29 protein-coding genes, 1 tRNA gene and 3 pseudogenes are annotated in these 26,106 nt (G+C 28.1%); 12 read left to right on the top strand and 21 right to left on the bottom strand.

Annotated features, from left to right (window positions below; all coding sequences use genetic code 11):
* The first annotated feature begins 4 nt into the window (after nt 1-4).
* From ABXT52_RS05800 to ABXT52_RS05790, 3 genes and pseudogenes are all read left to right on the top strand, one after another.
* A complete protein-coding gene (locus ABXT52_RS05800; RefSeq protein ID WP_415271614.1) occupies nt 5-658 on the top strand; it encodes an SURF1 family protein in 654 nt (217 codons plus the stop codon).
* A pseudogene (thrC, locus tag ABXT52_RS05795) lies at nt 659-2,036 on the top strand (threonine synthase).
* Entirely contained in the window at nt 2,036-2,521 is a 486-nt protein-coding gene (locus ABXT52_RS05790; protein WP_415271613.1) for a peroxiredoxin, read from the top strand. The pseudogene thrC and the gene ABXT52_RS05790 overlap by 1 nt, the downstream one beginning before the upstream one ends.
* Here ABXT52_RS05790 and rnhA read toward each other — a convergent pair.
* The 15 genes and pseudogenes from rnhA to ABXT52_RS05715 all read right to left on the bottom strand — a co-directional run bounded on the left by rnhA (nt 2,513) and on the right by ABXT52_RS05715 (nt 15,057).
* Nucleotides 2,513-2,938, bottom strand: coding sequence for a ribonuclease HI (gene rnhA, locus ABXT52_RS05785; protein ID WP_415271612.1), 426 nt, complete (start codon nt 2,936-2,938; stop codon nt 2,513-2,515). The two genes, ABXT52_RS05790 and rnhA, sit on opposite strands and share 9 nt — an antisense overlap.
* Nucleotides 2,938-3,906, bottom strand: coding sequence for a homoserine kinase (locus ABXT52_RS05780; protein ID WP_415271611.1), 969 nt, complete (start codon nt 3,904-3,906; stop codon nt 2,938-2,940). Before ABXT52_RS05780 ends, rnhA begins: the two co-directional genes overlap by 1 nt.
* Nucleotides 3,907-4,851 carry a 4-hydroxy-3-methylbut-2-enyl diphosphate reductase gene (gene ispH / locus ABXT52_RS05775; RefSeq protein ID WP_415271610.1) on the bottom strand — a complete coding sequence of 315 codons (945 nt, stop codon included), beginning with the start codon at nt 4,849-4,851 and terminating at the stop codon, nt 3,907-3,909. It lies immediately after the preceding gene.
* Nucleotides 4,841-5,776, bottom strand: a complete 936-nt coding sequence (locus ABXT52_RS05770) for a Brp/Blh family beta-carotene 15,15'-dioxygenase (protein WP_415271609.1) — start codon at nt 5,774-5,776, stop codon at nt 4,841-4,843. The genes ispH and ABXT52_RS05770 overlap by 11 nt, the downstream gene beginning before the upstream one ends.
* A gap of 1 nt (nt 5,777) precedes the next feature.
* The gene (locus ABXT52_RS05765; RefSeq protein WP_415271608.1) at nt 5,778-6,845 is read right to left on the bottom strand and encodes a lycopene cyclase family protein; all 1,068 of its coding nucleotides are present in this window, start codon (nt 6,843-6,845) and stop codon (nt 5,778-5,780) included.
* Nucleotides 6,832-7,683, bottom strand: a complete 852-nt coding sequence (locus ABXT52_RS05760; RefSeq protein ID WP_415271607.1) for a phytoene/squalene synthase family protein — start codon at nt 7,681-7,683, stop codon at nt 6,832-6,834. Before ABXT52_RS05760 ends, ABXT52_RS05765 begins: the two co-directional genes overlap by 14 nt.
* Complete coding sequence (gene crtI / locus ABXT52_RS05755; protein WP_415271606.1) at nt 7,683-9,140, bottom strand: phytoene desaturase family protein; 1,458 nt, start codon at nt 9,138-9,140, stop codon at nt 7,683-7,685. Before crtI ends, ABXT52_RS05760 begins: the two co-directional genes overlap by 1 nt.
* 42 nt (nt 9,141-9,182) lie before the next feature.
* Entirely contained in the window at nt 9,183-9,686 is a 504-nt protein-coding gene (locus ABXT52_RS05750) for an ATPase (protein WP_415271605.1), read from the bottom strand.
* On the bottom strand, nt 9,683-10,258 hold the full coding sequence (locus tag ABXT52_RS05745; RefSeq protein WP_415271604.1) for a F0F1 ATP synthase subunit B: 576 nt from the start codon (nt 10,256-10,258) through the stop codon (nt 9,683-9,685). Before ABXT52_RS05745 ends, ABXT52_RS05750 begins: the two co-directional genes overlap by 4 nt.
* 5 nt (nt 10,259-10,263) lie before the next feature.
* Nucleotides 10,264-10,491, bottom strand: a complete 228-nt coding sequence (locus ABXT52_RS05740) for a F0F1 ATP synthase subunit C (protein ID WP_006997791.1) — start codon at nt 10,489-10,491, stop codon at nt 10,264-10,266.
* A gap of 19 nt (nt 10,492-10,510) precedes the next feature.
* Nucleotides 10,511-11,246: pseudogene (locus ABXT52_RS05735) on the bottom strand (F0F1 ATP synthase subunit A).
* A gap of 12 nt (nt 11,247-11,258) precedes the next feature.
* A complete protein-coding gene (locus tag ABXT52_RS05730; RefSeq protein ID WP_415271603.1) occupies nt 11,259-11,534 on the bottom strand; it encodes an AtpZ/AtpI family protein in 276 nt (91 codons plus the stop codon).
* 8 nt (nt 11,535-11,542) lie between these two features.
* Nucleotides 11,543-14,117 (bottom strand): annotated as a pseudogene (locus ABXT52_RS05725) (chromosome segregation SMC family protein).
* A gap of 8 nt (nt 14,118-14,125) precedes the next feature.
* On the bottom strand, nt 14,126-14,716 hold the full coding sequence (locus ABXT52_RS05720; RefSeq protein ID WP_415271602.1) for a thioredoxin domain-containing protein: 591 nt from the start codon (nt 14,714-14,716) through the stop codon (nt 14,126-14,128).
* Nucleotides 14,713-15,057, bottom strand: a complete 345-nt coding sequence (locus ABXT52_RS05715; RefSeq protein ID WP_415272529.1) for a DciA family protein — start codon at nt 15,055-15,057, stop codon at nt 14,713-14,715. The genes ABXT52_RS05720 and ABXT52_RS05715 overlap by 4 nt, the downstream gene beginning before the upstream one ends.
* A gap of 145 nt (nt 15,058-15,202) precedes the next feature.
* On the opposite strand from ABXT52_RS05715, the gene ABXT52_RS05710 reads away from it, so the two are divergent.
* Genes ABXT52_RS05710 through ABXT52_RS05700 form a run of 3 tightly spaced genes read left to right on the top strand, consistent with a single transcriptional unit; the run spans nt 15,203 to nt 17,335 of the window.
* Nucleotides 15,203-15,856, top strand: a complete 654-nt coding sequence (locus ABXT52_RS05710) for an A/G-specific adenine glycosylase (protein ID WP_415271601.1) — start codon at nt 15,203-15,205, stop codon at nt 15,854-15,856.
* A gap of 4 nt (nt 15,857-15,860) precedes the next feature.
* Nucleotides 15,861-16,184, top strand: a complete 324-nt coding sequence (locus tag ABXT52_RS05705) for a hypothetical protein (protein WP_415271600.1) — start codon at nt 15,861-15,863, stop codon at nt 16,182-16,184.
* On the top strand, nt 16,184-17,335 hold the full coding sequence (locus ABXT52_RS05700; protein WP_415271599.1) for an FAD-dependent monooxygenase: 1,152 nt from the start codon (nt 16,184-16,186) through the stop codon (nt 17,333-17,335). Before ABXT52_RS05705 ends, ABXT52_RS05700 begins: the two co-directional genes overlap by 1 nt.
* On the opposite strand, the gene ABXT52_RS05695 is transcribed toward ABXT52_RS05700, so the two are convergent.
* From ABXT52_RS05695 to ABXT52_RS05685, 3 genes are all read right to left on the bottom strand, one after another.
* Nucleotides 17,332-18,402 (bottom strand): site-specific DNA-methyltransferase, encoded by a 1,071-nt coding sequence (locus ABXT52_RS05695; protein ID WP_415271598.1) that lies wholly within the window; start codon nt 18,400-18,402, stop codon nt 17,332-17,334. The genes ABXT52_RS05700 and ABXT52_RS05695 overlap by 4 nt on opposite strands.
* A gap of 121 nt (nt 18,403-18,523) precedes the next feature.
* On the bottom strand, nt 18,524-19,084 hold the full coding sequence (locus tag ABXT52_RS05690; RefSeq protein WP_415271597.1) for a ribonuclease HII: 561 nt from the start codon (nt 19,082-19,084) through the stop codon (nt 18,524-18,526).
* On the bottom strand, nt 19,084-19,815 hold the full coding sequence (locus ABXT52_RS05685) for a uracil-DNA glycosylase (protein ID WP_415271596.1): 732 nt from the start codon (nt 19,813-19,815) through the stop codon (nt 19,084-19,086). Before ABXT52_RS05685 ends, ABXT52_RS05690 begins: the two co-directional genes overlap by 1 nt.
* 110 nt (nt 19,816-19,925) lie before the next feature.
* Here ABXT52_RS05685 and ABXT52_RS05680 point away from each other — a divergent pair, with 110 nt between their 5' ends.
* The 5 genes from ABXT52_RS05680 (at nt 19,926) to ABXT52_RS05660 (ending at nt 23,747) form a co-directional block, all read left to right on the top strand.
* Nucleotides 19,926-21,512 carry a tetratricopeptide repeat protein gene (locus ABXT52_RS05680; protein ID WP_415271595.1) on the top strand — a complete coding sequence of 529 codons (1,587 nt, stop codon included), beginning with the start codon at nt 19,926-19,928 and terminating at the stop codon, nt 21,510-21,512.
* Nucleotides 21,513-21,515: 3 nt separating this feature from the next.
* On the top strand, nt 21,516-21,881 hold the full coding sequence (locus ABXT52_RS05675; RefSeq protein WP_415271594.1) for a hypothetical protein: 366 nt from the start codon (nt 21,516-21,518) through the stop codon (nt 21,879-21,881).
* Nucleotides 21,862-22,362, top strand: a complete 501-nt coding sequence (locus tag ABXT52_RS05670) for a hypothetical protein (RefSeq protein WP_415271593.1) — start codon at nt 21,862-21,864, stop codon at nt 22,360-22,362. Before ABXT52_RS05675 ends, ABXT52_RS05670 begins: the two co-directional genes overlap by 20 nt.
* Before the next feature lie 33 nt (nt 22,363-22,395).
* Nucleotides 22,396-22,469, top strand: a tRNA-Gln gene (locus ABXT52_RS05665).
* A gap of 3 nt (nt 22,470-22,472) precedes the next feature.
* Nucleotides 22,473-23,747 carry a CCA tRNA nucleotidyltransferase gene (locus ABXT52_RS05660; protein WP_415271592.1) on the top strand — a complete coding sequence of 425 codons (1,275 nt, stop codon included), beginning with the start codon at nt 22,473-22,475 and terminating at the stop codon, nt 23,745-23,747.
* Here the strand turns inward: ABXT52_RS05660 and greA are convergent.
* The 3 genes from greA to ABXT52_RS05645 are packed head-to-tail and all read right to left on the bottom strand — an operon-like array spanning nt 23,744 to nt 25,510.
* Nucleotides 23,744-24,220, bottom strand: coding sequence for a transcription elongation factor GreA (gene greA, locus ABXT52_RS05655; protein ID WP_271492258.1), 477 nt, complete (start codon nt 24,218-24,220; stop codon nt 23,744-23,746). The two genes, ABXT52_RS05660 and greA, sit on opposite strands and share 4 nt — an antisense overlap.
* A 1-nt stretch (nt 24,221) precedes the next feature.
* On the bottom strand, nt 24,222-25,049 hold the full coding sequence (hemF, locus tag ABXT52_RS05650) for an oxygen-dependent coproporphyrinogen oxidase (protein WP_415271591.1): 828 nt from the start codon (nt 25,047-25,049) through the stop codon (nt 24,222-24,224).
* The gene (locus tag ABXT52_RS05645; RefSeq protein WP_415271590.1) at nt 25,049-25,510 is read right to left on the bottom strand and encodes a tRNA (cytidine(34)-2'-O)-methyltransferase; all 462 of its coding nucleotides are present in this window, start codon (nt 25,508-25,510) and stop codon (nt 25,049-25,051) included. The genes hemF and ABXT52_RS05645 overlap by 1 nt, the downstream gene beginning before the upstream one ends.
* 86 nt (nt 25,511-25,596) lie before the next feature.
* Between ABXT52_RS05645 and petA the strand changes: the two genes are divergently transcribed.
* Nucleotides 25,597-26,106: a ubiquinol-cytochrome c reductase iron-sulfur subunit gene (petA, locus tag ABXT52_RS05640; RefSeq protein ID WP_415271589.1), complete on the top strand. Its 510-nt coding sequence runs from the start codon at nt 25,597-25,599 to the stop codon at nt 26,104-26,106.

The following is a 26,106-nucleotide window of genomic DNA, read 5'->3' as shown; positions in this document are numbered from 1 at the left end:
GCCCTTGAGATATAAATTTTTATTTTCTATTTTCGTATTTTTTTTTATTTCTGTCTTTATTGCTCTTGGTAGCTGGCAGATTGTCAGACTTAATTGGAAATTAGAATTAATCAATCAGATAAAAACTTCACTTAAAGATGAACCGGTTAACTTATCCAGTAGTACAATCAAAAACTATTTAAAAATTAAAACTAATGGGTCAATTGATTTTGAAAAACAAATTTATCTTTACAATCTAAATGAAAAAGGAAAACCTGGTTTTGAAGTTATTAATCCTCTAAAAATAGGAAATAATGACTATCTATTAAATAGAGGGTGGATACCTTTTGATATGAAGAATAGTAAAATTATCGATATAATTGATAAAAATGATATTGTTGGTATTTTAAAAAAACAAACAAAAGCAAACAGGTTTAAACCTGAAAATAATATTTTAGATAATTATTGGTTTACTCTTGATAGAGATGATGTGTTCAAATTTACAGGTAAAAAGTTTTCACCTTATGTTATTTATCTCTCAGGAAACAATGAATTACCCAAGCCAAAATTGATCACTGCAAATATTTCAAATAATCATAAAAAATATGCCATGACTTGGTTTTCATTAGCGATTTCAATTTTTATACTATATTTATATTTTAGAAGAAAATATTATTAGATGAAATATATAAGCACTAGAGATAACTCAAAAGAGTACAGTTTTGAGGACGTATTTATTAAAGGACTTGCAGATGATGGTGGTCTATTTATTCCAAAAGAAGTCAAAAAATATAGCACTAAGGAGCTTGAGTCGCTAAGTGGCTTAAGTTACCAGGAATTAGCAAAAAAAATAATCTACCCTTATATTGGAGATTTTATGTCTGAGAGTGAATTATCAGATATTGTTGATAAATCATATTCAGTATTCAGAAAAAATAATGCGGTAGCTTTAATTAAAGTAGGTGATGTTAGACTTTTAGAGTTATTCCATGGCCCAACGCTAGCCTTTAAAGATATTGCAATGCAATTATTAGGAAACTTCTATGAGCATTATCTAAAAAAAAAATAATAAAAATATAAATGTTATTGTTGCTACATCAGGAGATACAGGTGCCGCTGCTATAGATGCAATTAAGGGAAAAAAGAATATGAATATATTTGTTCTTCACCCACATAACAAAGTTTCACTTGTTCAAAGAAAACTAATGTCAACTGTTAAGGAAAAAAATGTCTTTAATATAGCGATAGAAGGTAACTTTGATGATTGTCAAAACTTAGTTAAATCAATGTTTGCAGATAAGGAATTCTCTAATTCAATTAATATGTCTGGAGTTAACTCGATAAATTGGGCAAGAATTATCGCACAATCAGTCTATTATTTTTATACATATTTCCAGATTAAAGATGATAGGCCAATTAACTTTTCAGTACCTACTGGGAATTTTGGTGATGTGTATGCTGGTTATCTATCCAAAAAAATGGGTTTACCAATCAATAAACTTATTGTTGCAACAAATCAGAATGATATTTTACACAGAGCAATTTCTAGAGGAAAATATGAAGCAGAAAAAGTTTTAGAAACAAATTCACCAAGTATGGATATTCAAATTGCAAGTAATTTTGAAAGATTAATTTATGATTTGAATGACTTTGATGATCGTGAAACACAAAAAGTTATGAGTGGAATTAAAGAAGAAGGAAAATATATTATCCCAGAAAATAAGATAAAAAAAATTGATAGAGATTTTTTGTCAGCAAGTATAAATGAGAATGAGGTTTTAGATATTATCAAGGAGGTTCATACCATGCATAATATTGTATTAGATCCTCATAGTGCAATAGGTTTTGGAGCTTTAAAAAAAGTTAATATAGAGGGCAACAACATTGTTTTAGCTACAGCCCATCCATGCAAGTTTCCCGAGGCTATAGATAGATCAATAGGGATCAAACCTGACTTACCTGATGAACTAAAGTATGTTATGGATGAAAAAGAAAATTATGATATTATTTCAAATAACCTAAGTAAAACTCAACAATACATTAAGGAAAAAATATAATGAAATTAAAAGAAAATGAAACAATCCCTAATTCTGAATTTTTTATTATGGAAGATGGAAATCCCATTAAGAAAAATACTTTTGAGTTTTTTAAGGGTAAGAAGGTAGTTTTATTTGGTTTACCTGGTGCCTATACATCAGTTTGTTCAGCCAAGCATTTACCTGGATATGTTGATAACCATAATAAATATCAAGCAAAAGGTGTAGATTTAATAGTCTGCATCTCAGTAAATGACCCATTTGTAATGGAAGCTTGGGGAAAAAGCCAAAATGTTAAAGATAAAGTTTTAATGATGGCTGATCCATTTTTGAGTTTTACGAAAGCAATAGGTGCTGATGTTGATAAAAGTGCTCGAGGCTTAGGTGTAAGATCAAATAGATACACAATGCTAATAAACAACCTTAAGGTAATTAAATTACAAGAAGAAGAAGATGCTGGCGCATGTGAAGTTTCAGCTGCTCAAAATTTTTTAAATTTAGTTTAATCCAGCAGCTTGTTTGGCTAATAAATCAACCTCTTCATTTAGAATATTTCCAGCATGAGCCTTAACCCATATCCATTTAATTTCATGAGCTTGATTTAATTCATAAAGCTCAGTCCAAAGTTCTTTGTTTTTTACTGGTTCCTTTTTAGAAGTTAGCCAATTGTTTTTAATCCATTTATGCACCCAATCAGTAATACCTAATTTCACATATTGGGAGTCTGTATAAATTTCAATAGGTTGCTGTTCTTTTATTTCCTGAAGCGCTTTAATTGGAGCCATTAGCTCCATCTTATTATTAGTTGTATCTTTAACACTTCCACTAATTTTTTTAATTTCATCATTAATATTGATGATTGCAGCCCAACCACCATTTCCAGGGTTTTTTAAACAAGAACCATCAGTATAAATTTTTATCATTATTTATAATAATCTTTGTAGCCATTCAGATTGTTATGGATAATTAGTTTTTGAAAATATTCGTTTGGTTCTTTGATCTGAATTAGTGCAGTTTTAGGAGTATTAAAATAATCATAAATTCTAGTTAGTAGGTATCTTAAAGCTGCCCCTCTACATAATATATTTAATGAGTCTCTCTCTTTTTTTGAAATAGCTCTTATAGTTTCATATCCATCAATCAAGTATCTAATTTTTTTATTATTCATTACGAAAGAATTTTTTTTCTTATCAAAACATAAGGCATTTATACAAATTGCAATTTCATACATCAGAAAATCATTGCTTGAAAAATAAAAATCAATAAATCCAGAAAATTTATTTTTATTAAAAAAGATATTATCTATAAATAAATCTCCATGAATAATTCCACTTGGTAATTTTTTTGGCCATTGATTTTTAATATCTTTTAAGCATACGTTAAGAGTAGGTTTTAGTTTTGGAGCTATTTTACTAGATGTAAACTTTATACTTTTTAATAAACCATCTAATTTATTAATAGACATAGAGTTCTGCCTATATAGTTTTATTCTAGTTCCAGCCTTGTGGAATTTTGCAATATTTTTCCCAACATCAAAGCAATTTTTATAATTAAGAGTCACCTTATCTTTTCCCTTTAAAAAAGTCACAACACTAGAGGGTTTATTTTGAATTTTACTTAAGTACTTACCATCAATATTCTTTAATGGTTTTGGACAAATAATTTTTTTTCGATTTAGTTTTTCCATTAAGTTCATAAAAAAAGGTAAATCTTTTTTCTGAACTCTCTTTTCAAAAATTGTTAAAATAAATTTTTTTTTACTTGTTTTTAATGAGTAGTTTGTATTTTCTATACCTTTTTTAATTCCTTCAGATTTGATTATTTTTCCTAACTTGTAATCTCTACTTAGTGATAGAAGATCTTTACTATTTATTTTAGTGTATACAGCCATCTAATTTAATTTTGCAGGAATTTTAAAAACAACATTTTCTTTGATAATTTCAACTTCCTCAATTTTTATTTTAAAATTTTCTTTTAATTTATTAATGAAATTTTCAACTAAAACTTCAGGTGCTGATGCGCCAGATGAAACACCAATTGTTTTACAATTTTTTATTTTTTCAAAAGGAATTACACTCTCTGAATGAATTAGTTCAGCGTGTTGGCAGCCAGTTTGTTCTGCTACCTCAACTAAACGAACTGAATTTGAAGAATTTCTACTTCCTAAAACAAAAAACATATCACATTTTTTGGCGATATTTTTAACAGCTGATTGACGATTAGTAGTTGCATAGCAAATATCTTCTTTAAATGGTTCTTTAATCTGTGGGAATTTTTTTTTAAGAGCTTTTATTATATTTTTAGTGTCATCAACAGACAGAGTTGTTTGAGTAACATATGCAATTTTTTCGTTATTATCTAATTCATATAATTCAACATCATGCTCATCTTGAATTAAATCGATCGTATCTTCTGGTAATTGCCCCATAGTGCCAATAACTTCTGGATGATTGTTATGCCCTATAAGAATAATATGGTAACCAGCTTTGTGAAGGTTTTCTGCCTCTCTATGAACTTTTGAGACAAGAGGACAAGTAGCATCTATATATTCCATTTTATAGCTATCAGCTTCTAGAGGTACTGATTTTGGTACACCATGTGCAGAAAAAATTACTGGTCTAGTTTTATCTTTAATCTCCTCTAACTCTTCAACAAAAATTGCACCTATTGCCTTAAGACTATCTACTACATATTTATTGTGTACTATTTCATGTCGCACATAAACTGGTGCACCATATTTTTTAATACTCTTTTTAACTATTTCTATTGCTCTTTCTACCCCAGCACAAAAACCTCTTGGAGCAGATAACAATACTTTAATTTCTTTATTTTTCATTTTTTTCTAAAAGATACTCAAGCAATATATGAGGAAAGGTTAAAGACGCCAAACCAATAAATATAACTTTTAATATGGCATCATTTAATTGATAGAAATTAGAAAGGAAATATAAGCTTATGACATATAAAATTGCAGTTAAAACTGTAAGTGGCATAGCTTTTTTAGTAAATGTTATAGCACCAATTTTAAAACTTTTTTCATTAAGCTCTGCTATCAACGAAATTGAATGTCGGAATGAATGTAGGAAGCAAAAGTATACTGTAAAGGCAATTAGTGGAGTTAAAAAATAATTTAGAACAATAATAGAAAAAAAATCTAAAAATATCAAAATATTCATAATTTTAAAATTTTTCAAAAAGTAATAAATACTAGAAAGTAAGGAAATAGATAAAGCAAAAAGTAATATACTGTTATCTTCAATAAAGTTTAAGAATAAATAAAACTTTTCATTTTCTACTAAAAGTAATTTAAAAATATTAATTGTTTCAACAAAGTGAAACATTAGTGGTGCAACGATTATTAGAGAACCTTTTAAGAAATAAAGAATTAGATTGGATACATTTTTATTGTTTATCAAAAATTCTGTATCTTCTTTGCCAAAATGATATGAGGCAACAACTAAAAATAAAATAAGAGACACAGTTGGAAAAAATAACCAAAATATAATGATACCAATCCCAATAAGGGAATATATTAAATAAAAGAAATAAGATTTTTTTATATTATATAACTGGCTAAGTTTTTTACCTTTTTTATTATCTAGTGCACCATGTGAAATTCCGATTGAAAGAATAAAAAATAAACACACCACTGGAGAGATGATTAAGTTTTCAAATCGATTAACAATCAAGGCAATAAAACATGAAAAAATAAAAAAGATAATTGAATGATAGAAATTAATTTTGTTTATCAGACTATACATTTTATTTTAAAAGGGCTTTAATAAATAACCATTTAGGCATTTTAAGAATTATTAATAAATCTTGAAAAATATTACTCTTATTAGATAGAAATTTAATTACAGTTTCAGGAGAGTTATTAAACATATTGAAAAATATATTTGGCATTTGTTTAGCATGATTGCTTAAAACTCTTAAAAATATTTTATCTAGAAACTGATACTTTTTTTTAATTTCATATCTTCTAATTTTATTAATATTATTGATATTTTCCCTTAAATATCTACTGTGGTCTTGGATATTCAGAAAAGTATACCCAGTACTTAATCTGGTCATGTGTCCAGCAGTGCCAATATTTATTTTATTTTTTTCATTAATATTTGATGGATAAAATAGTGGTACAGCACCATTTTCTTTATAATTAATTTTGTAATTTTTAATATTTAAATGATTTTCAATGTAATCTTTTAATTGCTCATCATAATTCATTTCTAGATCATTATTCATTTTAGATAGCCAGGTGGTTTCAACTAAAGCCTTATTTTTGCTATAAGGCAATGTGTAAAAGAAATGAACACTGTTACGTTGTGGGCAATCAAAGTCCATTAAATTCATGATTTTTTCATCAAAAACATCATTAGCAGTTTCAATCTCAATACCTTTAAAGTGTTGCCAAAGTTTATTCTTTTTAGAATCTATTGATGGAACACTATTAAAAATTAAGGAGTTATTTAAGTTTACCTCATTAATATTTTTATAAAATTTGATATTATGATTCTGCTTCAGTGTAGAGTTTATTTTTTTATAGAATAGTCCACTATCAATTGATTGATAAGGTAGTTTATTACATTCAAAAAATTTAGTTTTATTCGGTATATTTATAGAAAAATTATCCCAACTCTTTTTTACACAATCTTCAAAGTTATGGCTTGTTGTTTTCCAGAAAGACCAAGTTTTATCCCTCTTGTAGTCTAATCTAGGCTCAATAATTGCTAATGTTTTATCTTTAAGTTTATTATGCGTTTCTAATTCGTATGCCAAAGATAGCCCAGCACAACCACCACCAATAATTATATAGTCAAATTCTTTCATTTAAATCTATTTCCTCACTAATTAAAAAGTGTTCATTATTCATATAACCACTTTTTTGTTTTGTTAAAAAAAGTGTTGCTAAGTCTAATACAGAAAAAATGGTCTGACAGATTTTTGCAATACTATTTACATAAATCTTACCTGCTTTATTATAATTTTCTATATTCTTTGTTCTTAAAATTTTATCACCTATTTTTTTATAAACCCTTCTAGCTACAAGTATTGCAAATCTAAACTTAAAGGGTATTTCCTTTATTGCTATAAAAGAACTTTTATAGAATAAATCAGCTAAAGCTAATGTGTCGCTTATTGTCTCAAAATCATTCTTAATATAAAATCTATTAATCTTTGAGTCTTCTACAACATCTCTGGAAATATTTGTTAGCTGCATTGCAATGCCTAAATCTATGGCAGCTTTCATTGAATTGTCATCTTTAACATTTAAAATTTTTGCCATCATCAAGCCTACTGTGCCAGCAACTCTGTAAGAATAAATTAGTAAATCTTTTTTATTATTTAATTGAACTTTTTTATTTAAATCTGATTCAACACCATCAAATAAGTCTTCAATAATTTTTATTGAAATTAAATGATGATCCATAAGATCCCACATATTCTTAATTATTTTATTATTATAGTTTTTATTAAGAAAATCATTTTTAAAAACTAATAGATTTTTTTTTTTAATATCTAATTCGTCATTGTCATCTGCAATATTATCTACAGTTCTACAAAAATCATATAAAGTCGAACACTTTTGATAGGTTTTTTTTGGTAAAAAGAAACCAGCCCAATTAAATGACTTTGCGTAAATAGACAGGTAATTTTTATTAGACATTATATAATCTTATCTAGAACTTTTGCTGAGGATAGCACACCAGGAACACCTGCGCCAGGATGTGTTCCTGCCCCAACAAAATACAAACCATCATAAATTTCTGATTTATTATGAAATCTAAAATATGCAGATTGTGTAAATTTGGGTTGGATCGAAAAACCTGATCCAAATTTAGTATTCAATTCATTTTCAAAATAATCTGGTGTTAAATAGAAATCTTCAATAATATTCTCTCTAAGATTAGGAAGTAATGCTTTTTCCATTTTATCTATTACTAAATTCTTCATTTTTTCACCTTCAATTTTCCAATCAATTTTGGATTGATTGTTTGGAACGGGCACAAGAACATAAAAACAATCATTTCCTTCAGGTGCCATTGATTTGTCTGTAGCTGATGGTCTATGAAGGTAATAACTTATGTCATCATTTAATTTTTTATTATCAAAAATATCACTCAGGTGTTCTTTATATTTATCACCAAATTTGATTGTGTGATGCTCAACATCTGGGTATGTTTTTTTTGTTCCAAAATAGTAAACGAATAGACCCATAGAATACTGCATTCGATTTTGTTTCCATTTAAATAGAGAGCTTGTTTTATTTAGACTTAGAAGTTTTTCATATACAGCAGGAGGATCAGCATTACATATTACATTATTTGAATGTATTTCTTTTTGATTATCTAATTTTACTCCACTAATTTTTCCATTATTTGAAATTATTTCTGTTACTTCATGTCCTTTGATTAATTCAATTTCTTGTTCAATCATTAATTTTTCTAAGCCATTGATTATGTTCCCAGTTCCACCCATTGAATAATGTATGCCCCATTTTTTTTCGAGATATAGAATTAATCCGTATATTGATGTTGTTGTAAAGGGGTTTCCGCCAACTAAAAGAGGATGCATACTTAGCATACGTCTTAATTTTTCATTTTTTATGTATGAAGAAACTAATGAATAAACTGATTTATAGCTTTTAAGTTTTAGTAAAGAGGGCAATTGTTTCATCATCACAAGTGGTTTATCAAATGGAACATCAGCTAGTTCTGTGAAGCCTTTATCAAATATTTTTTTTGTGAATTTTACAAGCTGCTCATAACCCTTAACATCATCTTTGTTTATTTTTTTAATTTGTTTTTTCATTTGATCTTCATCACCAGAGTAATCAAATACACCTCCATCTTCATAAATAAACCTATACCAAGTTTTCAAAGGAGTGAGTTTTATGTAATCTTGAGACTTTTTATTAAATAAAGTGAAAAGCTCTTCAATTAGATGTGGTGCAGTAATTACTGTTGGTCCAGCGTCAAAAGTAAAACCATTTTTTTTAAATACTCTAGCTCTTCCACCCAAGTCAGGGTGTTTTTCAATTAAAGTTACTTTATGATTTTTGGCTTTTAATCTTAGTGCTGCAGCTATACCACCAAATCCAGAACCAATGACAATAGATTTCATTGAGTTAATTTATAGTTTTTTTAAAAAATTGTAAGGTAATTATTAGCTTATTTTTTTTAAAGCTATTTTTGTTTCTTCAAGGTTCTTTTCAAAAAGACCATCAAGCTTTGATTTATCAACAGAGGTATTAATAATTTTTTTAACTGAATCAACGGCAATTTTAATTGAAACATCTTTTATTTCTTTAAGTGCAGCTTCTTTCATTTGTGAAATTTTATTTTCTGCTAAATTCTTTTTAATTTCTGAAGATTTGTGAAATTTATCATTCATTTCAATTATAAGGTGATCACTATTTTTTTTGGCTTGTTGCAAAATATCATTGCTTACTGTTTGTGCGGTATCAAGTTTATTTTGAGCACTATCTAGTAAGACCTTCGCTTCTTGTCTTAGCTTTTCGCTTTCATCTATTTCATTTTTAATATCAAGGATAAGCTTATTTAAAAGTTCATTAATTTTTTGAGGTATTTTTAAATAAACTAAAGCTCCTATAAATATCAAAAAGGATATTGCTACCCAGAAAGTTGCATCAATTACCATAATATTCATCCATTTTTTTTTCTTGAAAGATCTTCTACTATTGCAGAAATACTACTACTGTTAACTTCAGCTCCTATTAGTTCCTGCAGCAAGTCTGAAGAAGTCTCTTCAGCAATCTTCTTGATTTTTTCTGGTGCATTATCTCTAAAACTTTTTATCTCAATCTCTGCTTTATTAACCTCTTCATCAATTTCTTTATCTAGTGCTTCTTTTTTTATACCAATATCTTTCAGGACTTTTTCTCTAGCTTGTTTAAAATAGTTTTTCGCCTCATTTTTACTGTCCTGTACTATCTTTTCATATTCTTCAATTCTTTGCTCACTCTCTTCTCTTTTCTTTTCAGCAGCCTCAATATTTTCTAAAATTTGAGATTTTCTAGTTTCTAGATTGGCACTTATTTTTGGAAGTATAAGTTTAGATAAAACAACATATAAAATTCCAAAAGTAATGATTAACCAAAAAATTTGAGAAACCCAAAACTCAGGATTTAATTGAGGCATTCCACCGCTTTCAGCTGCAAAAGCTTCCATAAAAAACAGGAAGCTTAAAAATATCGACTGAAAAAATATTTTTTTAATCATTAAATTTAAAATGCAAATAAAATAATTAATGCTACAACTAATCCAAATAGGCCAGTTGCCTCAGCTAAAGCAAAACCTAATAAAAGATTAGGAAATTGTTTTTGAGCTGCAGATGGGTTTCTCATTGCACCAGAAAGGTAATTACCAAAGATAATTCCAATTCCAACACCAGCGCCCGCTAGAGCTATTGCTGCTAGTCCTGCTCCGATCATTTTTGCTGCTTCTAATTCCATTATATCCTCCTTATGTTAGTTAATGGTGTAAATTTAATGCATCGTTTAAGTAGATGCAGGTTAAGATTGCGAAAACATATGCTTGAAGAAAAGCAACTAGTATTTCCAAGCCAGTTAATGCAACCGAAAAACTCAGTGGAAGCCATCCACCAACTATTCCAAGGCTTATTACAAAGCCTCCGAAAACTTTCATCATAGTATGACCAGCCATCATGTTCGCAAATAAACGAACTGAAAGACTGACCGGTCTACTTAAGTAAGAAATTATTTCTATAACAACTATTAGTGGCAATAGTACAGCAGGCACTCCACTAGGTACAAATAATTTTAAATATCCTAATCCATGTTTCATAAATCCAATAATTGTTACACCTATAAAAATAAATGAAGCTAAAATAAAAGTAACAATGATATGGCTAGTTACTGTAAATGCATAAGGGATCATCCCAAACATATTACAGAATAACACAAACATAAATATTGAGAAAATAAACGCAAAGTAGGGTTTCGCTTTTGATCCTGCAGTATCACTAATCATTTTGGAAACAAAAGTATAACTTAATTCAGAAAGAAGTTGCATCTTGCTTGGTAGTAAAGAATTTTTTTTTTGACCCTAAATTAAAAACTAATAAGATTGCAAGTGAACTAATCACCATAAACAAACTTGCGTTTGTAAAAGAAATATCTATTGCTCCTAATTTAATTTCTGGTCCAATTCTATAAACTTCGAACTGGTTCATTGGGTTTGTAGCCATAATTTTTTAAGTCTATTTTTGCATATTTTTTGCAGATCTGAATACGTTTATAATTCCAGCAACAACACCTACAAAAAAAAATATTAATATTAACCAGGGCTTAGTACCAAAGGTCTTGTCTAAAATAAACCCTATAATTGTCCCAACAGCTACCGCGGACACTAATTCTGTACTTAATTTAAAGGCAGTTCCAATAGAAGAGGGTGCATCTTCATTTTTATAAAGATTTTTCTTTGAAAGTTTAGTTTTTGCAATCTCCAAGCGAGTTTTAAGGCTATTTTTTGGCATTAAAATTATTAAGCAACCATACTCTCTGCTTTTTGTAAATCTACAGCAACAAGTTGGCTAATACCTTTTTCAGGCATTGTAACTCCATAAAGTCTATTCATTTTTGACATAGTTAGAGCGTGGTGGGTTACGATAATAAATTTAGTGTCAGTAATTTTAGTTAAGTCATCAAGAAGTCCACAAAATCTTGTTACGTTAGCATCATCTAGCGGAGCATCAACCTCATCTAAAACACAGATTGGAGATGGGTTGGTAAGGAACACAGCAAAAATAAGAGACAAGGCCGTTAAAGCTTGTTCACCACCAGATAATAAAGTTATAGACTGAAGCCTTTTACCGGGAGGACTTACCAACATTTCTAAACCAGCTTCAAGTGGATCATCAGAGTCCACCAACTCTAGCTTTGCATTCCCACCATTAAATAGTTTTGTATAAACTTCATTAAATTTCCTATTAACTTTCTCAAAAGCTTCTAATAATCTCTCTCTTCCCTTTTGATTTAACTCATTAATACTTTCTTTTAATTTTATAATGGCAGATACAAGATCTTCTCTATCTTGTTCCATTTTTTTTATTTCAATTTCGTATTTGTTTGTTTCTTCATCTGCTCTAAGGTTAACCGATCCTAATTTCTCTCTTTCTTTTTTTTTTTGCATCAAGAGCATCTTCTTGAATGACAGAGTCTGGTAGTTCTTCAACACCATTTAAATTAGAATTTTCTAAAATGTCATTTTCTTCAAGGTTAAGTTCAGAACTAATTCTTTCGAGCAGATCATCTTTACGTTTTTTTAATCCTTCAACAGTTGCTCCAGAACTTGCTTTCCTCTCTCTTATTTGAATAGATTTTTCTTGAACATCATTTAACTCAAGTCTTAAATCATTTATTTTTTTATCTGTTTCTTCGATTATTTTTTCATTCTCAATTTTTTCATTTTGTGAAATTCTCAGACCCTCAGTAATTTGCCCTTTTCTTTCTGCTTGGGCTTTGGGTTGTTGATCACGCACATTTAACTGTGATAGCAATTTATTCTTTCTTTCAGTTAATTCTGTTACCATTTTTTCAGAATTAGAGAGTAAGTTTTTCCAACTTTCAACTTCTGATTCTATAGCTTTAATTCTTTCATTTCTTTTTATTGACTCTTTTTTAATTGATTGATTTTTACTAAAGCTATCTGCATATTTTTCTTGAAGTAATTTTATATTGTTATTCTTTTCATCAATGTCAGTTAATTTACTTTTACTTTCATCACTAACTAAATTATTTAGAAAATTATTTAATTCTATCTTAGTTCTATCTAGCAATGTAAGGGCTTGGTTAGCTTCATTGCTATTTATTAATTCTTTAATTTTTTCAATTGTATTAATAACGTCTTTAATTGGGTCAATACTGATATTTATGTTCCCATTGGCAAATATTTCAATAATTTCATCTACAGCTTTTTGCTCTTCATTAAGTTGGCTTTTTGCCTTCTCAAGGTCTTCGTTTGATAATTTTTCTGTTTCAAAATATTTAGAGTCTATTTCTATTAATTCACTTTTTTCTTCTTTTAATCTTTTTTCATTTGAGTTTGCATCTATTACAATGCCTTTTTCTCTATCAATATCTTCCTCAATTGTTTTTAAAGATTTTTTAAAATTTTCTATCTCATCTTGTGTTCTCACATTTTCTTCATCTAGACTTTGTAACTCTAAGTTCAATCGTTGAATTCTTGATAGGTTCTCAATATTTTTTTCTCTTAATGGAGAAACTTTATCTGTCTCAATTTTAATTAAACTCTCAAACTGAGTAATTTGTTGATTGAAGTTACTGACTTCTCCTTCTGCCTCATTATTGATTTTATTTTCTATTCTAATTTCATTATCAATGTCTAATAATTTTAAATAATATAACCCTGCTTCAATTTTTTTTATTTCTTCAGATATAAGTTTGTATTTCGTTGCTTCTTCAGCTTGTTTTTGAAGGTTTGCCAGTTGTTTTTCTTGTTGTCTTCTTAATTCATCAGCTCTTTTTAAGTTTGTCTCTGCAGCATTTAATCTAAGTTCAGCCTCATGCCTTCTAACATGTAATCCTGAAATATTAGCTGCTTCTTCCAAGATTGCACGTCTGTCAGTAGGCTTAGCAGTTACTAAGGCTCCAATACGCCCCTGACTAATCATTGACGGTGAATGAGCACCTGTAGATAAATCTGCAAAAAACATTTGAGCATCTCTAGCTCTAACTTCTTTATCATTTATATAAAATTTCGAACCTTTATCTTTTTCAATTTTTCTTCTAACCTCTATATGATCTAAATCCTTATATTGCATTGGGCCATCATGACTTGCGTTGTCTACACTAATAGAAACTTCTGCTATATTTTTAGAAGACTTATTAGACGTACCATTAAAGATGACATCTTCCATGCCTGAGCCACGCATACTTTTAGCTGAAGTTTCACCCATAACCCACCTTAAGGATTCTACGATATTAGATTTTCCACAACCGTTTGGACCAACGATGCCGGTTAAGCCGTGTTCTATTAGAAAATTTGTTTTTTCAGCAAATGATTTAAATCCATTTAATTGGATTTTTTTAAACTCCATGAACTAACTTATATCAGTTTTTCCAGATATTTTTTTAAATTCTTATAATTTAGGGCTTTATCAAACTTTTTGTCATTAATTATTATCGTAGGAGTAGCATTAACTTCAAATTTTTTTACCCCATCGATTCGATCATTTAAAACGTAATCTTCTATAGCTTTATTGCTAAGGCATTTTTCAAAATTTACATTCACATTTTCACCTTCTAAGAATTTTTTCAAATAACCCGTTGCTTCCTCTGGTGTTTTTCCTCTGGCCCATTTTTTTTGGCCAGAGTATAAAGTATTCATAATACTTGAACTGCCATCGTTATTACATTGTGCAATTTTTGATGCATTAAATGCAGCTAAATCTAATGGAAAATGTCTAAATTCAATTCTTACCAACCCTTTATCAATGAAGTCTTTTTTTAGTTCTGGATAAACATCTTTATGAAAATTTGCACAGTGACCACAAGTCAATGACTCGTAAGCAATTATTGTTATTTTGGCACTTTCTTCACCCACGGTAATTCTTTTAATTATTTCATTATCTGCAGCAAACGCTTTAGCAGAGAAGATTATAAATATTATAAATAATGCTGAAGTTAATCTTTTCATCGTTGTTTAAATAGTTTTGTTAATTCAAGTAATGATTTTTTAATTTTATCATTTTTAATACTATTTATTCTATCTGCATATTTAATATTTGTCACATGGTTTTCATTAGTATTTAATTTTTTGAATTTTGTTTGAGCATCATCAAAACTTATAAATTTTAATTTCTCAACAACGGCATAGCCAAAGAAACTATTCATTTTATCCATTATTATTTTTTTTGAATATTCTAAATCAATTTCGTGTCCTCTCTTTACCATTATTTGAAGAGTGCTTACTCCAAATTTATTCGAATTTTTAAAGGATTTGGGATAGCATATTTTAAAAAGATCACCTCCAACTATGTACTTCCAGTTATTAAGTGTTTCAGAAAATATATGACCCTTTTTTTTTGATTATTTTTTTAATATTTTTTGGCAAAGTGTCTTTAAAAGACCTTAAGCCTTGAATAGTTTTAAACCTCTGCTTAGTATTATTTTTAAATTGCATATGATTAAATCCATACTAACAAAAAAAATTCTTTATTGGTACGATAATAATAAAAGATCACTCCCATGGAGAAAAAAGCTATCACAAGTTAAGCGAGAATATTACACGTTAGTAAGTGAATTTATGTTGCAGCAAACACAAGTTGCAACTGTAATTCCGTATTTCAATAATTTTATAAAAGATATTCCTGATATTAAATCTCTATCAAAAATTAAGGAACATAAACTTTTAAAGTATTGGGAGGGCCTTGGTTATTATTCAAGAGTAAAAAACTTAAAAAAGACTGCACAAATATTAGAAAAAAATTTTAATAGAAGGTTACCAAGTACGATTGATGAATTAAAATTATTACCTGGAATAGGTGACTACACTTCTAATGCAATAATGGCAATTGCCTTTAACAAGCCATTTATTCCCTTAGATGGAAATATTGAAAGAGTAATTAAAAGGTTATTAAATTTAAAATTACCTGAAGAAATTACAAAAAATAATCTTGTTAAGAGTAAAAAAATATTAGGTAATTCAACTAGAGCAAGTGATTATGCGCAAGCGCTAATGGAGCTAGGCGCATTGATTTGTCGACCTAAAAATCCCCTATGTCACAAATGCCCTTTAATTAAAAATTGTAAGTCTTTTAAAAAAAAAAGATTTTGAAATAATGAAAGAAAGAAAAAAGAAGATTGATAAATTTTATTTGTTAGAAGTTTATAAAAAAAATAATAAATTTTTACTGATAAAAAATACTAAATTTAATTTTTTAAAGAATTTACAAATATTTCCCATGAAGCAAATATCCAAACCTGATAATTTAGCAAAGGCTTTAAACTTCAAGATATCAAATATGAATATGAATGTAATAATCAAGTTTTCCAAGTTAAAGGGTGCAATTTCTAACTCTTCTTGGATTGATAGCTCTAAGCTTGAAGATTATACTTTGCCCACATTTACTAAAAAAATTTTTAATTATTTAAAAAAGATTTAATGAAAAATATAGCAATAATAGGAGCCGGTATTTCAGGTCTGTATATTACAAATCTTTTAAGTCAAAACTCTAATTATCAAGTCACAATTTATGAGAAAAATAGCTCTGTTAACTTGGAAAAAGGATATGGAATTCAACTTTCAGTGAATAGTATTAAACTATTAAATCAAATAAATTTTCAAAAAATTCAGGCAGAAGATAAATTTCACCCACATAAACTAGATTTCTATTCTTTAAAAAAGAATAAGAAAATATGTGACTTAGATATATCCATGTTTAACAGCACTGATAAAAAATATACTACCTTGCAGCGTTCTACTTTAATTAATTTCTTAAAAGAGGGGCTTCATGAAAATATTATCAATTATAATAAAAAAGTTATAAAAATTAACGAAGAAGCTGAAAGCAAAGAAGTATCTTTTGAGGATGGTTCATCAGTTAAATGTGATTACTTGATTATTTCTGATGGAACTTTTTCAAAAACAAAATCATTAATTGCTAATAAAGAAATTAAACCAAAATATTTTAATTCTATTGCTTTAAGAGCTACAATAGATCAGGGTGCTATTAAGGAAATTAACCCAAGGAATATATCTTTATTTTTAGGATCTAATTTACATTCAGTTTTTTATCCTATTAATAATAAAGGACAGTTTAATTTCATTAGCATTGTTAGAAAAAAGCTTAGCACTAAAGAGTTATCTGACTATTCTTTATTTGAGAACAAAGATTTTATTGCATCTATTATGTCTGAAATATCAAAACAAGTAGCTCCTGAAATAATTAAAAATTTGAGAAACATTAAATGCTTTCCAATATTTGTGAGTTCTAATGTGCATGAACCAAAAAATAAAAATACCTTTATCATTGGGGATGCTTTTTTTGCTTTACCCCCAACCTTCGCACAAGGCGCATCTCAATCAATAGAGGTTGCTCATGAACTATATAAAAATTTAGAAAATGAAAATACTCAATTCAACTCTGAAAGAGTTAAAAGGGTAAAGATGATTGATATGAAATCAAAACTTAATTATTTTGCTTTTCATTTATCTAACCCATTAACAATTTGGATTAGAAACTTAATAATACAAAAATTAGTAAAAAATAAAAAATTTATTAACAGCTATCTTGGTAAAATTTATAAAGACTAATTTTTAGAAATTAATCTTTGTCTCAAATTATCAATTGGCACTGAAACACCATTCACTGTGCAATGCCAATAAGTCCATCCATTACAGCTTTCAGATCCAAGTATTGTTGCTGCAACTTTATGAATCGATCCTTCAGCTTGATTATGTTTGATACTTCCATCTGCCATAATCTTAGCAACTATTTTTTTCTTTTGATCAAAGATACTTGTTCCAGGTTTTATTATTCCAAGCTCTACTAAAGATCCAAAAGGTATTCTAGGCTTAGATCTATTATTTTTTAGAGTGTCTAAAAAATTATCTTCCAAAGGTTTTGTATTTTTTAATCTTTCTTCGGCTGCTTTAAAATAGATCTTCTCTTTTTCTATACCATAATATTTTCTACCTAATTTTTTTGCAACTGTTGCGGTTGTTCCGGATCCTAAGAATGGATCTAGAATTAAATCGTCCTTATTTGATGATGCCAATAAAACTCTATGTAATAAAGATTCTGGTTTTTGAGTAGAGTGAATTTTTTTTCCATTTTTCTTAAGTCGTTCCGCTCCATTACAAATAGGTAAATTCCAATCAGATCTCATTTGAAGGTCGTCATTTAAACATTTCAAAGATTGATAGTTAAAAGTATATTTTGACTTCTCACTTTTAGAGGCCCAGATTAAAGTTTCATGAGCGTTTGTAAATCTTGTTCCTCTGAAATTAGGCATTGGGTTATTCTTGTTCCAGATAACATCATTTAAAATCCAAAAACCCAGATTTTGTATTGCAGTGCCTACTCTAAAAATATTATGATAACTTCCTATGACCCAGATCGCTCCATCTTTTTTTAATATTCTTCTACATTCAGAAAGCCAAGCAACCGTAAAGTCATCATATTTTTTAAAGCTTTCAAACTGATCCCATTTATCATTAACAGCACTGACTTTACTTCTGTCTGGTCTAGTAAGAGAATTTTTTAATTGTAAATTGTATGGTGGGTCAGCGAAAACAAGATCAAAGGTTTCGCTTGGAATTTTTTTTAATTCCTCGAGACTGTCACCATTAATAATCTTATTTTTAAAATTGTTTTCCATTTTGTATAAAACAATTAGACTCCAAACAGATTTTACGGTCAACCTGTGATTGAATTAAATGGATTCAATTTGTGTTTATTATTTCTTAAACAACCAGATCTTGTGTTGTTATTATTAGGATTTATAGAAGATCACTAATAGGTGAAAATGTTTTACGGTGATATTTGTTAATACCAAATTGCTTAATTGCTTTTAAATGTTCTTTGGTTCCATAACCAGAGTTTGTATCCCATCCATAATTATTAAATTCTTTTGAAAGTTTCGTAATAAATTTATCTCTACTGACTTTTGCAATAATTGATGCAGCAGAAATGCTTGGGATTTTTTGATCTCCTTTAATTATATATTCTAATTTATAATTTTTTAGGTCAGGTAGTTTGTTGCCATCAATTAAAACAAGTGAAGGTTTTATCTTTAATTTAAGAATAGCCCTTTTCATTGCAAGTAAACTTGCATGCAATATATTAATTTTTTCAATTTCTTTAATCGATGCCTGACCTATAGCCCATATAGAATTTTCTTTAATATATTTTTCAAGCTCTTCCCTTTTATCTTTTCTTAAAGTTTTTGAATCTTTTAATAGTTTTTTATCAATAGAATTATTTAATATGACAGCTGCTGCATAAACTGGTCCGATTAAACTTCCTCTGCCAACTTCATCAACACCTGCTAAGATCTTCATTAAAGAGACAATTTTAGTTCTAAGATTTTTTGTTTAATCTTTTTTAAATCATCCCATGAATGTTTTTTATTTTCAGGAGCTCTTAAAAGATAAGAGGGATTAAAAGTTATGATAACGTTGTAACTTGTATTCTTGATAATTACTTCCTTCCATTTTCCTCGCTCGATAGAAATTTTACTATTTAAACCTGTTATAGACTCCATAGCAGTACTACCCATCAGAATTATTATTTTAGGATTTATTATTGAAATATGTTTTTGTAAAAATTGGGAATATCTTTTAATTTCTGTAGAGTTTGGTTTTCGATCTTCAGGAGGTCTAAAGTTTACTGCATAAGTTGTGTAAATATTTTGTTTTTTAATGTTTATTGCAATCAGCATTTTTTTTAAAAGATCTCCTACCTCGCCTAAAAAAGTTAATCCGGAGTTATCTTCTTCAATACCTGGGGCTTCACCAATTATCATTATTGGGCTATTAATATTTCCATCTCCTAAAACCATCTTTTTTGAATTATTTTTTAAGTTACAATCACTAATTGAGTTTATTTGTTCTTTAAGATCCTCAAGCTCTTTAACTTTATCTATTTTTTGAATATTCAGATCTTTTTTTAAATCATTACTAGTATTTTTTAGTCTATTGATTGGGTTTTCATCAAAAATAAAGTCAGATCCAGTAGAGTTTAAAAACTCAGAGTCAAAATTCGTTTTTTGATTTATTACTTTTTTAGACATAGAATGGTCAAATGTTGGTAAAGTTTTTTAAATTATTTTTAATATTATTACTTTATCAGAGTCCATTATACTCAAAAAATACCAGTTTAAACGATTTTAATGCGAGGTATTTGTCTAATTATTTTTCAGGAATTGTAGCTTATGAAAATCTAGATAATGCGGAAGCTTTAAAATTTTTTAATTCATCAAAAATATTAATAAAACAGCATGAAGCCTATCTTGAGAGGTATGTATTTTCCTTAGTGCTTGATGGCAAAGTTAAGAAAGCAATTAATCAAGTTAAACAGAGCTCAACAAAAAACAACTCTGACTTTTTTCAAGCTAATCTATTACTGGCAGTTGATAGTTTAAAGAAAAAAAACTTTAAAAAAAGTAGAGTTTATATCGATAGATCATATGAATTTATTAACAATGATAGGCTTTCCCTAATCATTGCAGAAACCTTCAAACAATATTTATCAGTTTTTGAAGAAAAAAAATTAGTGAAGCAAAAAAATACGTTTGGAAATTTTTCATTTATTAACGAAGTTTTTCAACGATGTTATTTAAATGATAAAGATACTGAGAAATATTTTAATACATTAATTAATTCACAAAACGATGCTGATTATTCAAGGTATACATTTTTTTTGATCAGTTATTTAATCGAGAATGATAATTACGATAAAGCAAAAAAAGTTACTAATAATTTTGATTATTTAAATTCATCAGTATTAATTTCTCAAGGTAAAAAATGGATAGAAGATAAAAACTTAGGTAATTTTCAAGATATTTTCTTATGCACTAATTCGAGTGATATCGTTAGTGAGCTATTTTTTCTAATAGCAAATCTCTATTCATCTCAGAATGATTATGAGAAATCAAATTTTTACCTAAACATAGCAAACTATTTAAATCCTAAATTTATTTTTAATTTGTCTTTATTAGCTGAAAATTATTATTTGAATGATGATTATTCCAATACATTAAAAACTCTCAAAGTATTTGATAAAAAGCATGAATTTTATTATTGGTTTAAGTTAAAAAAAGAGTCTCAAATTATTTTAAAAAAGTCTGATCAAGAAACATCTTTAAATTTTATCAATGAAAAATTTAAAGAAATTAAAAACCCAAATAAAAAATTTTTATTTGATATTGCAAATATGCATAAAAATGCAAAAAGATATATTGAAGCGATAAGTTTTTACGATCAAATACTTTTAAAAATGGACGTTAATTCTGACTTATACGCTGAAATATTATATAGGCGTGGAGGAAGTTATGAAAGATCTGGAGATTATATAAAAGCAGATAAAGATTTATTAAATTCTCTGGAAGCCAACCCAGATGATGCTTATGTTTTAAATTATTTAGCTTATTCATGGCTGGAAAGAGAACATAAAATTGATACAGCCCTTAAAATGCTCGAAAAAGCTTATGCAGCCAGAAGCAACGATCCATATATTATTGATTCAATCGGTTGGGCATATTACTTGGTTGACGAATATGAGAAGGCAGAAAATTTGCTTAAAAGGGCAGTTGAATTAATGCCTCAGGATCCAATAGTTAACGATCATTATGGTGATATTCTTTGGCAGCTGGATAGAAAAATTCAAGCAAGATATTTTTGGCAAGCTGTTTTAAATTTAGATGAAACAGAAGATACTATGAAAGAAACTATTAAAAATAAATTAATAGAAGGATTAAAAAATTCCTAAATTATGAATAGTTTTAAGATAAAGTCTTATGCAAAAATAAATTTAGCTCTAAACGTTACTGGAAAAAAATCAAAGCTTCATAATATTGAAAGTTTAATTTCTTTTATTGATTTACATGATTCAATCACACTAAGAGAAAGCAAAATAAAACAGCATAACATAAATTTTTTTGGAAAGTTTTCTAAAAATATTAGTAAAATCAATACCATTTCAAAGTTGCTAAAAATTTTAGATAATAAAAAACTTTTAAATAATAAAAAATTTGAAATTAAAGTTATAAAAAATATACCCCAAAAAGCAGGAATGGGAGGTGGGTCCATGAATGCTGCCAGTCTATTAAATTTTTTTATTGAAAAAAAAAATAATTAAATTAAAAAAAAGTGAGATAAGAAAAATAAGTAATGAAATAGGATCAGATGTTATCTTAGGTATAAAGCCATCATTTGCTATTCTTTTATCTAATGGAGATATTAAAAAATATAAAAATAAAATTAAATTTCATATATTAGTTGCGAAACCTAACTTTGGATGTTCTACAAAATATATTTATTCTAAAGTTAATTCATTCTCCAAACCACAATTCAACCCTCTCAAACAGAAACTATTTGAAGCAAAATATTTAAAAAATTTAGACAATGATCTTGAAAAAGTTGCCTTAAATAAATATCCGGAACTTAAAATAATTAAATCCTACCTCAGCGGTTTACCCAATTCCTTATTTGCTAGAATGTCTGGATCAGGATCCTCAATAGTGGCTTATTTTCATTCCAAAAAGGCCTGCAAAAAAGCCTGCAGTCAATATAAACGAAAATTTAATAGCCACTGGTGTATTGAATCAAAAACTATATAATTTTTTTTTTTTTGTGATATATGCAACTAATATTGGCCCATGGTGAAGTGGTATCACATCTGTTTTTGGTACAGAGATCCGAGGTTCGAATCCTTGTGGGCCAGCCATATATGAATAATTTATTAGATAAAATTTTTTTTAGATCTCAAAACCTTAATCACATAAATTTAGGCTTCAAAAATATAAAAAAAGAAACTGAGGTTTCAAGAATATTTGAAGCAATTCATTCATACTCTAGCAATATTGAAATTCGTTATGTTGGTGGATGTGTAAGAAAGATTATTAATAAAGAAAGATATGACGATATAGATTTAGCGGTAAATTTAAATCCAAAAGAAGTATGCGAGGCTCTTACTAAAAAAGACATAAAATATTACGAGAGTGGAATAGAACACGGAACAATTACAGCATTAATTAATGACATAAAATTTGAAATTACATCATTAAGAAAAGACGTTGATACAGATGGACGACACGCAAAGGTAGAGTTTTCTGACAGTTGGAAAGATGACGCTTCTAGAAGAGATTTTACTATCAATTCTATTTATGCAGATATTGAAGGAAATTTATTTGACCCATTTGATGGAAAAAAAGATTTAGAAAATGGAAAAATTAATTTTATTGGAAATGTAGAAACAAGAATTAAAGAAGATTATTTAAGAGTGTTAAGATATGTTAGATTTTATCTTAGTTATTCCAAACATAGTCATGACTCAAAAGTTATTAAGGCAATTAAAAAAAACCTAAGTGGTGTTTCAAGTATTTCCTCAGAAAGATTAATAGATGAATTTCAAAAGTTATTAAAATCAGATGGTTTTCTAAAGTTAACCAAGGATAAAGATTGTTTAGAGATTATAAATCTTATTTTTCCACAAATTAAAAACATTTCTCTATTTAACAAAATGAATAGTTTTGCAAAAAATAATTTTCTTCAAGTAGATTTTATTTTTTTGTTATCTTTAATGATTATTGATGGAACTGACAATGTAGATTATTTTATTTATAAATTCAATTTATCTAAAAAAGATCAAAAAAGACTTACATTTTTGCATAAGTTTAATTTAGAAAAAAATACTAGCCAAACTTTTTCAGAAAAAAATTTGAATAAGGTTTTTTATTTTAATGGTAGAGAGGCATTATTAGATGTTCTTTATTTTAAGATTTTTAAATCCAAAAAAGTAGACAATAAGTTAATTAAATTAATTGAAATTTTTAAAAAAAAAGAAATGCCTGTCATGCCATTTAAAGCTAGTACTTTGATGGAAAAATATCAAGTTCCTGAGGGAAGAGAGCTGGGACAGAAGTTAAAAGCAATAGAAGTGGTCTGGACTAGTAATGATTTCAAAATTTCAGATAAAGAAGTTCGAAAAATAGTAAGTAATTAAACGTACTTTACGTCTTTAATTTCAAAGTTTTTTACTCCTGCGGGAGTTTTAATTTCAACTAAATCATTTTTATTTTTCCCAATTAAACCTCTACCTATTGGTGATTGAAAAAATATTAGTTTTTTTTGAAGGTCAGCCTCATCTCTTCCAACTATTTTATAGGTAATTTTTTCTTCAGTATCTAAATTTTCTAAATCTACAGTTGAGCCAAAGATGACTTTTCCATTATTACTCATTTTTGTAACGTCAATTACATTTGCTCTTGCGATATTATCATTGATCTGAACTATTCTTCCTTCATTATGTGATTGTTCTTCTTTTGCAGCATGGTATTCGGCATTCTCTTTCAAATCCCCATGTGATCTTGCTTCAGATATTGCAGCTACTATCTGTGGACGTTTTTTCTCTTTTAAAAAAATTAGCTCTTCTTTTAAAACTTCAAGTCCGGCAGTTGTTATTGGTTCTTTTTCCATTTTAATTCCATTTTGCTATTGGTGGTAAAGACATTAATATTCCCTCAACATTGCCGTCTGTTTGTAAACCAAATTTTGTTCCTCTATCGTATAGTAAGTTAAACTCAGCATATCTACCTCTTTTAATATACTGTATCTCCTTTTGTTTTACAGTCCATTTCTTTTTGTATTTCAATTGTATCAAAGAGTTAAATAGCATTTGAAAGGTAACTCCAAGATCTGTTACAAATTTAAAATCTTTCTCCCAATCATTTTTTTTATAATCAAAAAAAATACCACCAATTCCTCTTGTTTCTTTTCTATGTGGTAAATAAAAATATTCATCACACCACTTTTTATATTTTTTATAGAATTTTTTATCATGTCGATCGCACATTTTTTTTAATTCGTCATAGAGGAAGTTTTTTTCTTTAAGATCTTGAATGCAAGGTGTTACATCCATACCACCACCAAACCATCCATACGTTGTATAGATAAACCTTGTGTTAAAATGAATTGCTGGAACATGAGGGTTTTTCATATGCATTACAACAGAAATTCCTGACGCCCAAAAATTTCGATTTTTAGAAGCACCTGAGATTTTTTTACTCATTTGTTTTGAAAACGTTCCATGCACTTCTGAAAAATTTACACCAACTTTTTCAAAAATCTTACCATTTTTTAAAATTCTAAACTCTCCGCCACCTTCATCTTTAATTTCACTTCTATTCCAAGTTTTAGATTTAAATTTTAGTTTCCTACCTTCTAGTTTTTCAATATCGTTACAAATTGTGTTCTGTAGCAATTTAAACCAATTAGAAGCAAGTTTTTTTTTAATTTCTTTATCCATTATTTATTAAAGTTAGTTTGCCTTAAATTTTCTGAGAGAATTATAGCAACTGAAGAGGCTATATTTAAAGATCTTTTATTGTCCATCATGGGTATTTTTAACCTATGCTTAATTAAATTATGAACATGATCTGGTACACCAGCACTTTCTCTTCCAAATAATAGTGTATCATTACTCTCAAATTTGAACGCCACATAAGAGTCTGATGATTTAGTTGTTAACAATATTACCCTCTCATCTTTTTTTGATTTAAAAAATTCATCTGAACTTTGATAAAATTTTATCATTTTTTCATCCATGTAATCCATCACAACTCTTTTAAATCTTTTATCACTAAATAAAAAACCACATGGCTCAATTATTTCTAAATCAGCGCCCAGACACGCACATGTTCTAATAATAGCAGCTGTATTTTGAGGAATATCAGGTTCATATAAGGCTATTTTAGGTCTCAAATTCATGTTTTATGTGTCATTGTTTCAGTGGAAAAAAAACTTTTTTCTTATATGAAATCATATATTAGATAACAATATACAAAAAATAAAAGATGTCTGAAAAAAAACCTGAAAGAAGAGAATTTTTATTTACTGCCTCGTATGCTGTAGGAGCTGTTGGGGTAGGAGCGGTTGTTTGGCCACTAATTGATCAAATGAACCCAGATGCCTCTGTTAAAGCATTAGCTAGCACAGAAGTTGATGTAAGTTCAGTTCAATCTGGAAAAACAATCACTGTACTTTGGAGAGGAAAACCAGTTTTTATTAAAAGAAGAACTCCTGAAGAAATAGCTGAAGCAAGAGCTGTAAAATTAGAAGATTTAAAAGATCCTCAAAAAGATGAGGATAGAGTAAAGGATCCTGAATGGTTAGTTATGGTAGGGGTTTGTACTCATTTGGGCTGTGTACCTTTAAATGACAAAGGTGATTATAATGGATGGTTTTGCCCCTGTCATGGTTCACACTACGATATTTCTGGAAGAATTAGAAAAGGTCCTGCCCCAACAAATATGGAAGTTCCAAAATATGAATTTGTCAACAGCAACACAATTAAAATTGGATAA

The sequence above is a fragment of the Candidatus Pelagibacter sp. Uisw_121 genome, assembly GCF_047722545.1.
In the GTDB taxonomy this organism is placed as follows: domain Bacteria; phylum Pseudomonadota; class Alphaproteobacteria; order Pelagibacterales; family Pelagibacteraceae; genus Pelagibacter.
This window is presented reverse-complemented; position numbering and strand designations above follow the sequence as displayed.

Bases quoted from the DNA above. Each gene is read 5' to 3' on its own strand.
- ABXT52_RS05740 (WP_006997791.1), bottom strand. From the start codon at position 10,491: ATGGAATTAGAAGCAGCAAAAATGATCGGAGCAGGACTAGCAGCAATA.
- ABXT52_RS05765 (WP_415271608.1), bottom strand. From the start codon at position 6,845: ATGAAAGAATTTGACTATATAATTATTGGTGGTGGTTGTGCTGGGCTA.
- ABXT52_RS05760 (WP_415271607.1), bottom strand. From the start codon at position 7,683: ATGTCTAATAAAAATTACCTGTCTATTTACGCAAAGTCATTTAATTGG.
- ABXT52_RS05705 (WP_415271600.1), top strand. From the start codon at position 15,861: ATGAAAGAAAGAAAAAAGAAGATTGATAAATTTTATTTGTTAGAAGTT.
- ABXT52_RS05695 (WP_415271598.1), bottom strand. From the start codon at position 18,402: ATGGAAAACAATTTTAAAAATAAGATTATTAATGGTGACAGTCTCGAG.
- greA (WP_271492258.1), bottom strand. From the start codon at position 24,220: ATGGAAAAAGAACCAATAACAACTGCCGGACTTGAAGTTTTAAAAGAA.
- ABXT52_RS05720 (WP_415271602.1), bottom strand. From the start codon at position 14,716: ATGAAAAGATTAACTTCAGCATTATTTATAATATTTATAATCTTCTCT.
- hemF (WP_415271591.1), bottom strand. From the start codon at position 25,049: ATGGATAAAGAAATTAAAAAAAAACTTGCTTCTAATTGGTTTAAATTG.
- ABXT52_RS05750 (WP_415271605.1), bottom strand. From the start codon at position 9,686: ATGAATATTATGGTAATTGATGCAACTTTCTGGGTAGCAATATCCTTT.
- ABXT52_RS05710 (WP_415271601.1), top strand. From the start codon at position 15,203: ATGATTAAATCCATACTAACAAAAAAAATTCTTTATTGGTACGATAAT.
- ABXT52_RS05730 (WP_415271603.1), bottom strand. From the start codon at position 11,534: ATGCCAAAAAATAGCCTTAAAACTCGCTTGGAGATTGCAAAAACTAAA.
- petA (WP_415271589.1), top strand. From the start codon at position 25,597: ATGTCTGAAAAAAAACCTGAAAGAAGAGAATTTTTATTTACTGCCTCG.
- ABXT52_RS05770 (WP_415271609.1), bottom strand. From the start codon at position 5,776: ATGTATAGTCTGATAAACAAAATTAATTTCTATCATTCAATTATCTTT.
- ABXT52_RS05790 (WP_415271613.1), top strand. From the start codon at position 2,036: ATGAAATTAAAAGAAAATGAAACAATCCCTAATTCTGAATTTTTTATT.
- ispH (WP_415271610.1), bottom strand. From the start codon at position 4,851: ATGAAAAATAAAGAAATTAAAGTATTGTTATCTGCTCCAAGAGGTTTT.
- ABXT52_RS05700 (WP_415271599.1), top strand. From the start codon at position 16,184: ATGAAAAATATAGCAATAATAGGAGCCGGTATTTCAGGTCTGTATATT.
- ABXT52_RS05685 (WP_415271596.1), bottom strand. From the start codon at position 19,815: ATGTCTAAAAAAGTAATAAATCAAAAAACGAATTTTGACTCTGAGTTT.
- ABXT52_RS05780 (WP_415271611.1), bottom strand. From the start codon at position 3,906: ATGGCTGTATACACTAAAATAAATAGTAAAGATCTTCTATCACTAAGT.
- ABXT52_RS05675 (WP_415271594.1), top strand. From the start codon at position 21,516: ATGAATAGTTTTAAGATAAAGTCTTATGCAAAAATAAATTTAGCTCTA.
- ABXT52_RS05645 (WP_415271590.1), bottom strand. From the start codon at position 25,510: ATGAATTTGAGACCTAAAATAGCCTTATATGAACCTGATATTCCTCAA.
- rnhA (WP_415271612.1), bottom strand. From the start codon at position 2,938: ATGATAAAAATTTATACTGATGGTTCTTGTTTAAAAAACCCTGGAAAT.
- ABXT52_RS05690 (WP_415271597.1), bottom strand. From the start codon at position 19,084: ATGAAGATCTTAGCAGGTGTTGATGAAGTTGGCAGAGGAAGTTTAATC.
- ABXT52_RS05660 (WP_415271592.1), top strand. From the start codon at position 22,473: ATGAATAATTTATTAGATAAAATTTTTTTTAGATCTCAAAACCTTAAT.
- ABXT52_RS05745 (WP_415271604.1), bottom strand. From the start codon at position 10,258: ATGATTAAAAAAATATTTTTTCAGTCGATATTTTTAAGCTTCCTGTTT.
- crtI (WP_415271606.1), bottom strand. From the start codon at position 9,140: ATGAAATCTATTGTCATTGGTTCTGGATTTGGTGGTATAGCTGCAGCA.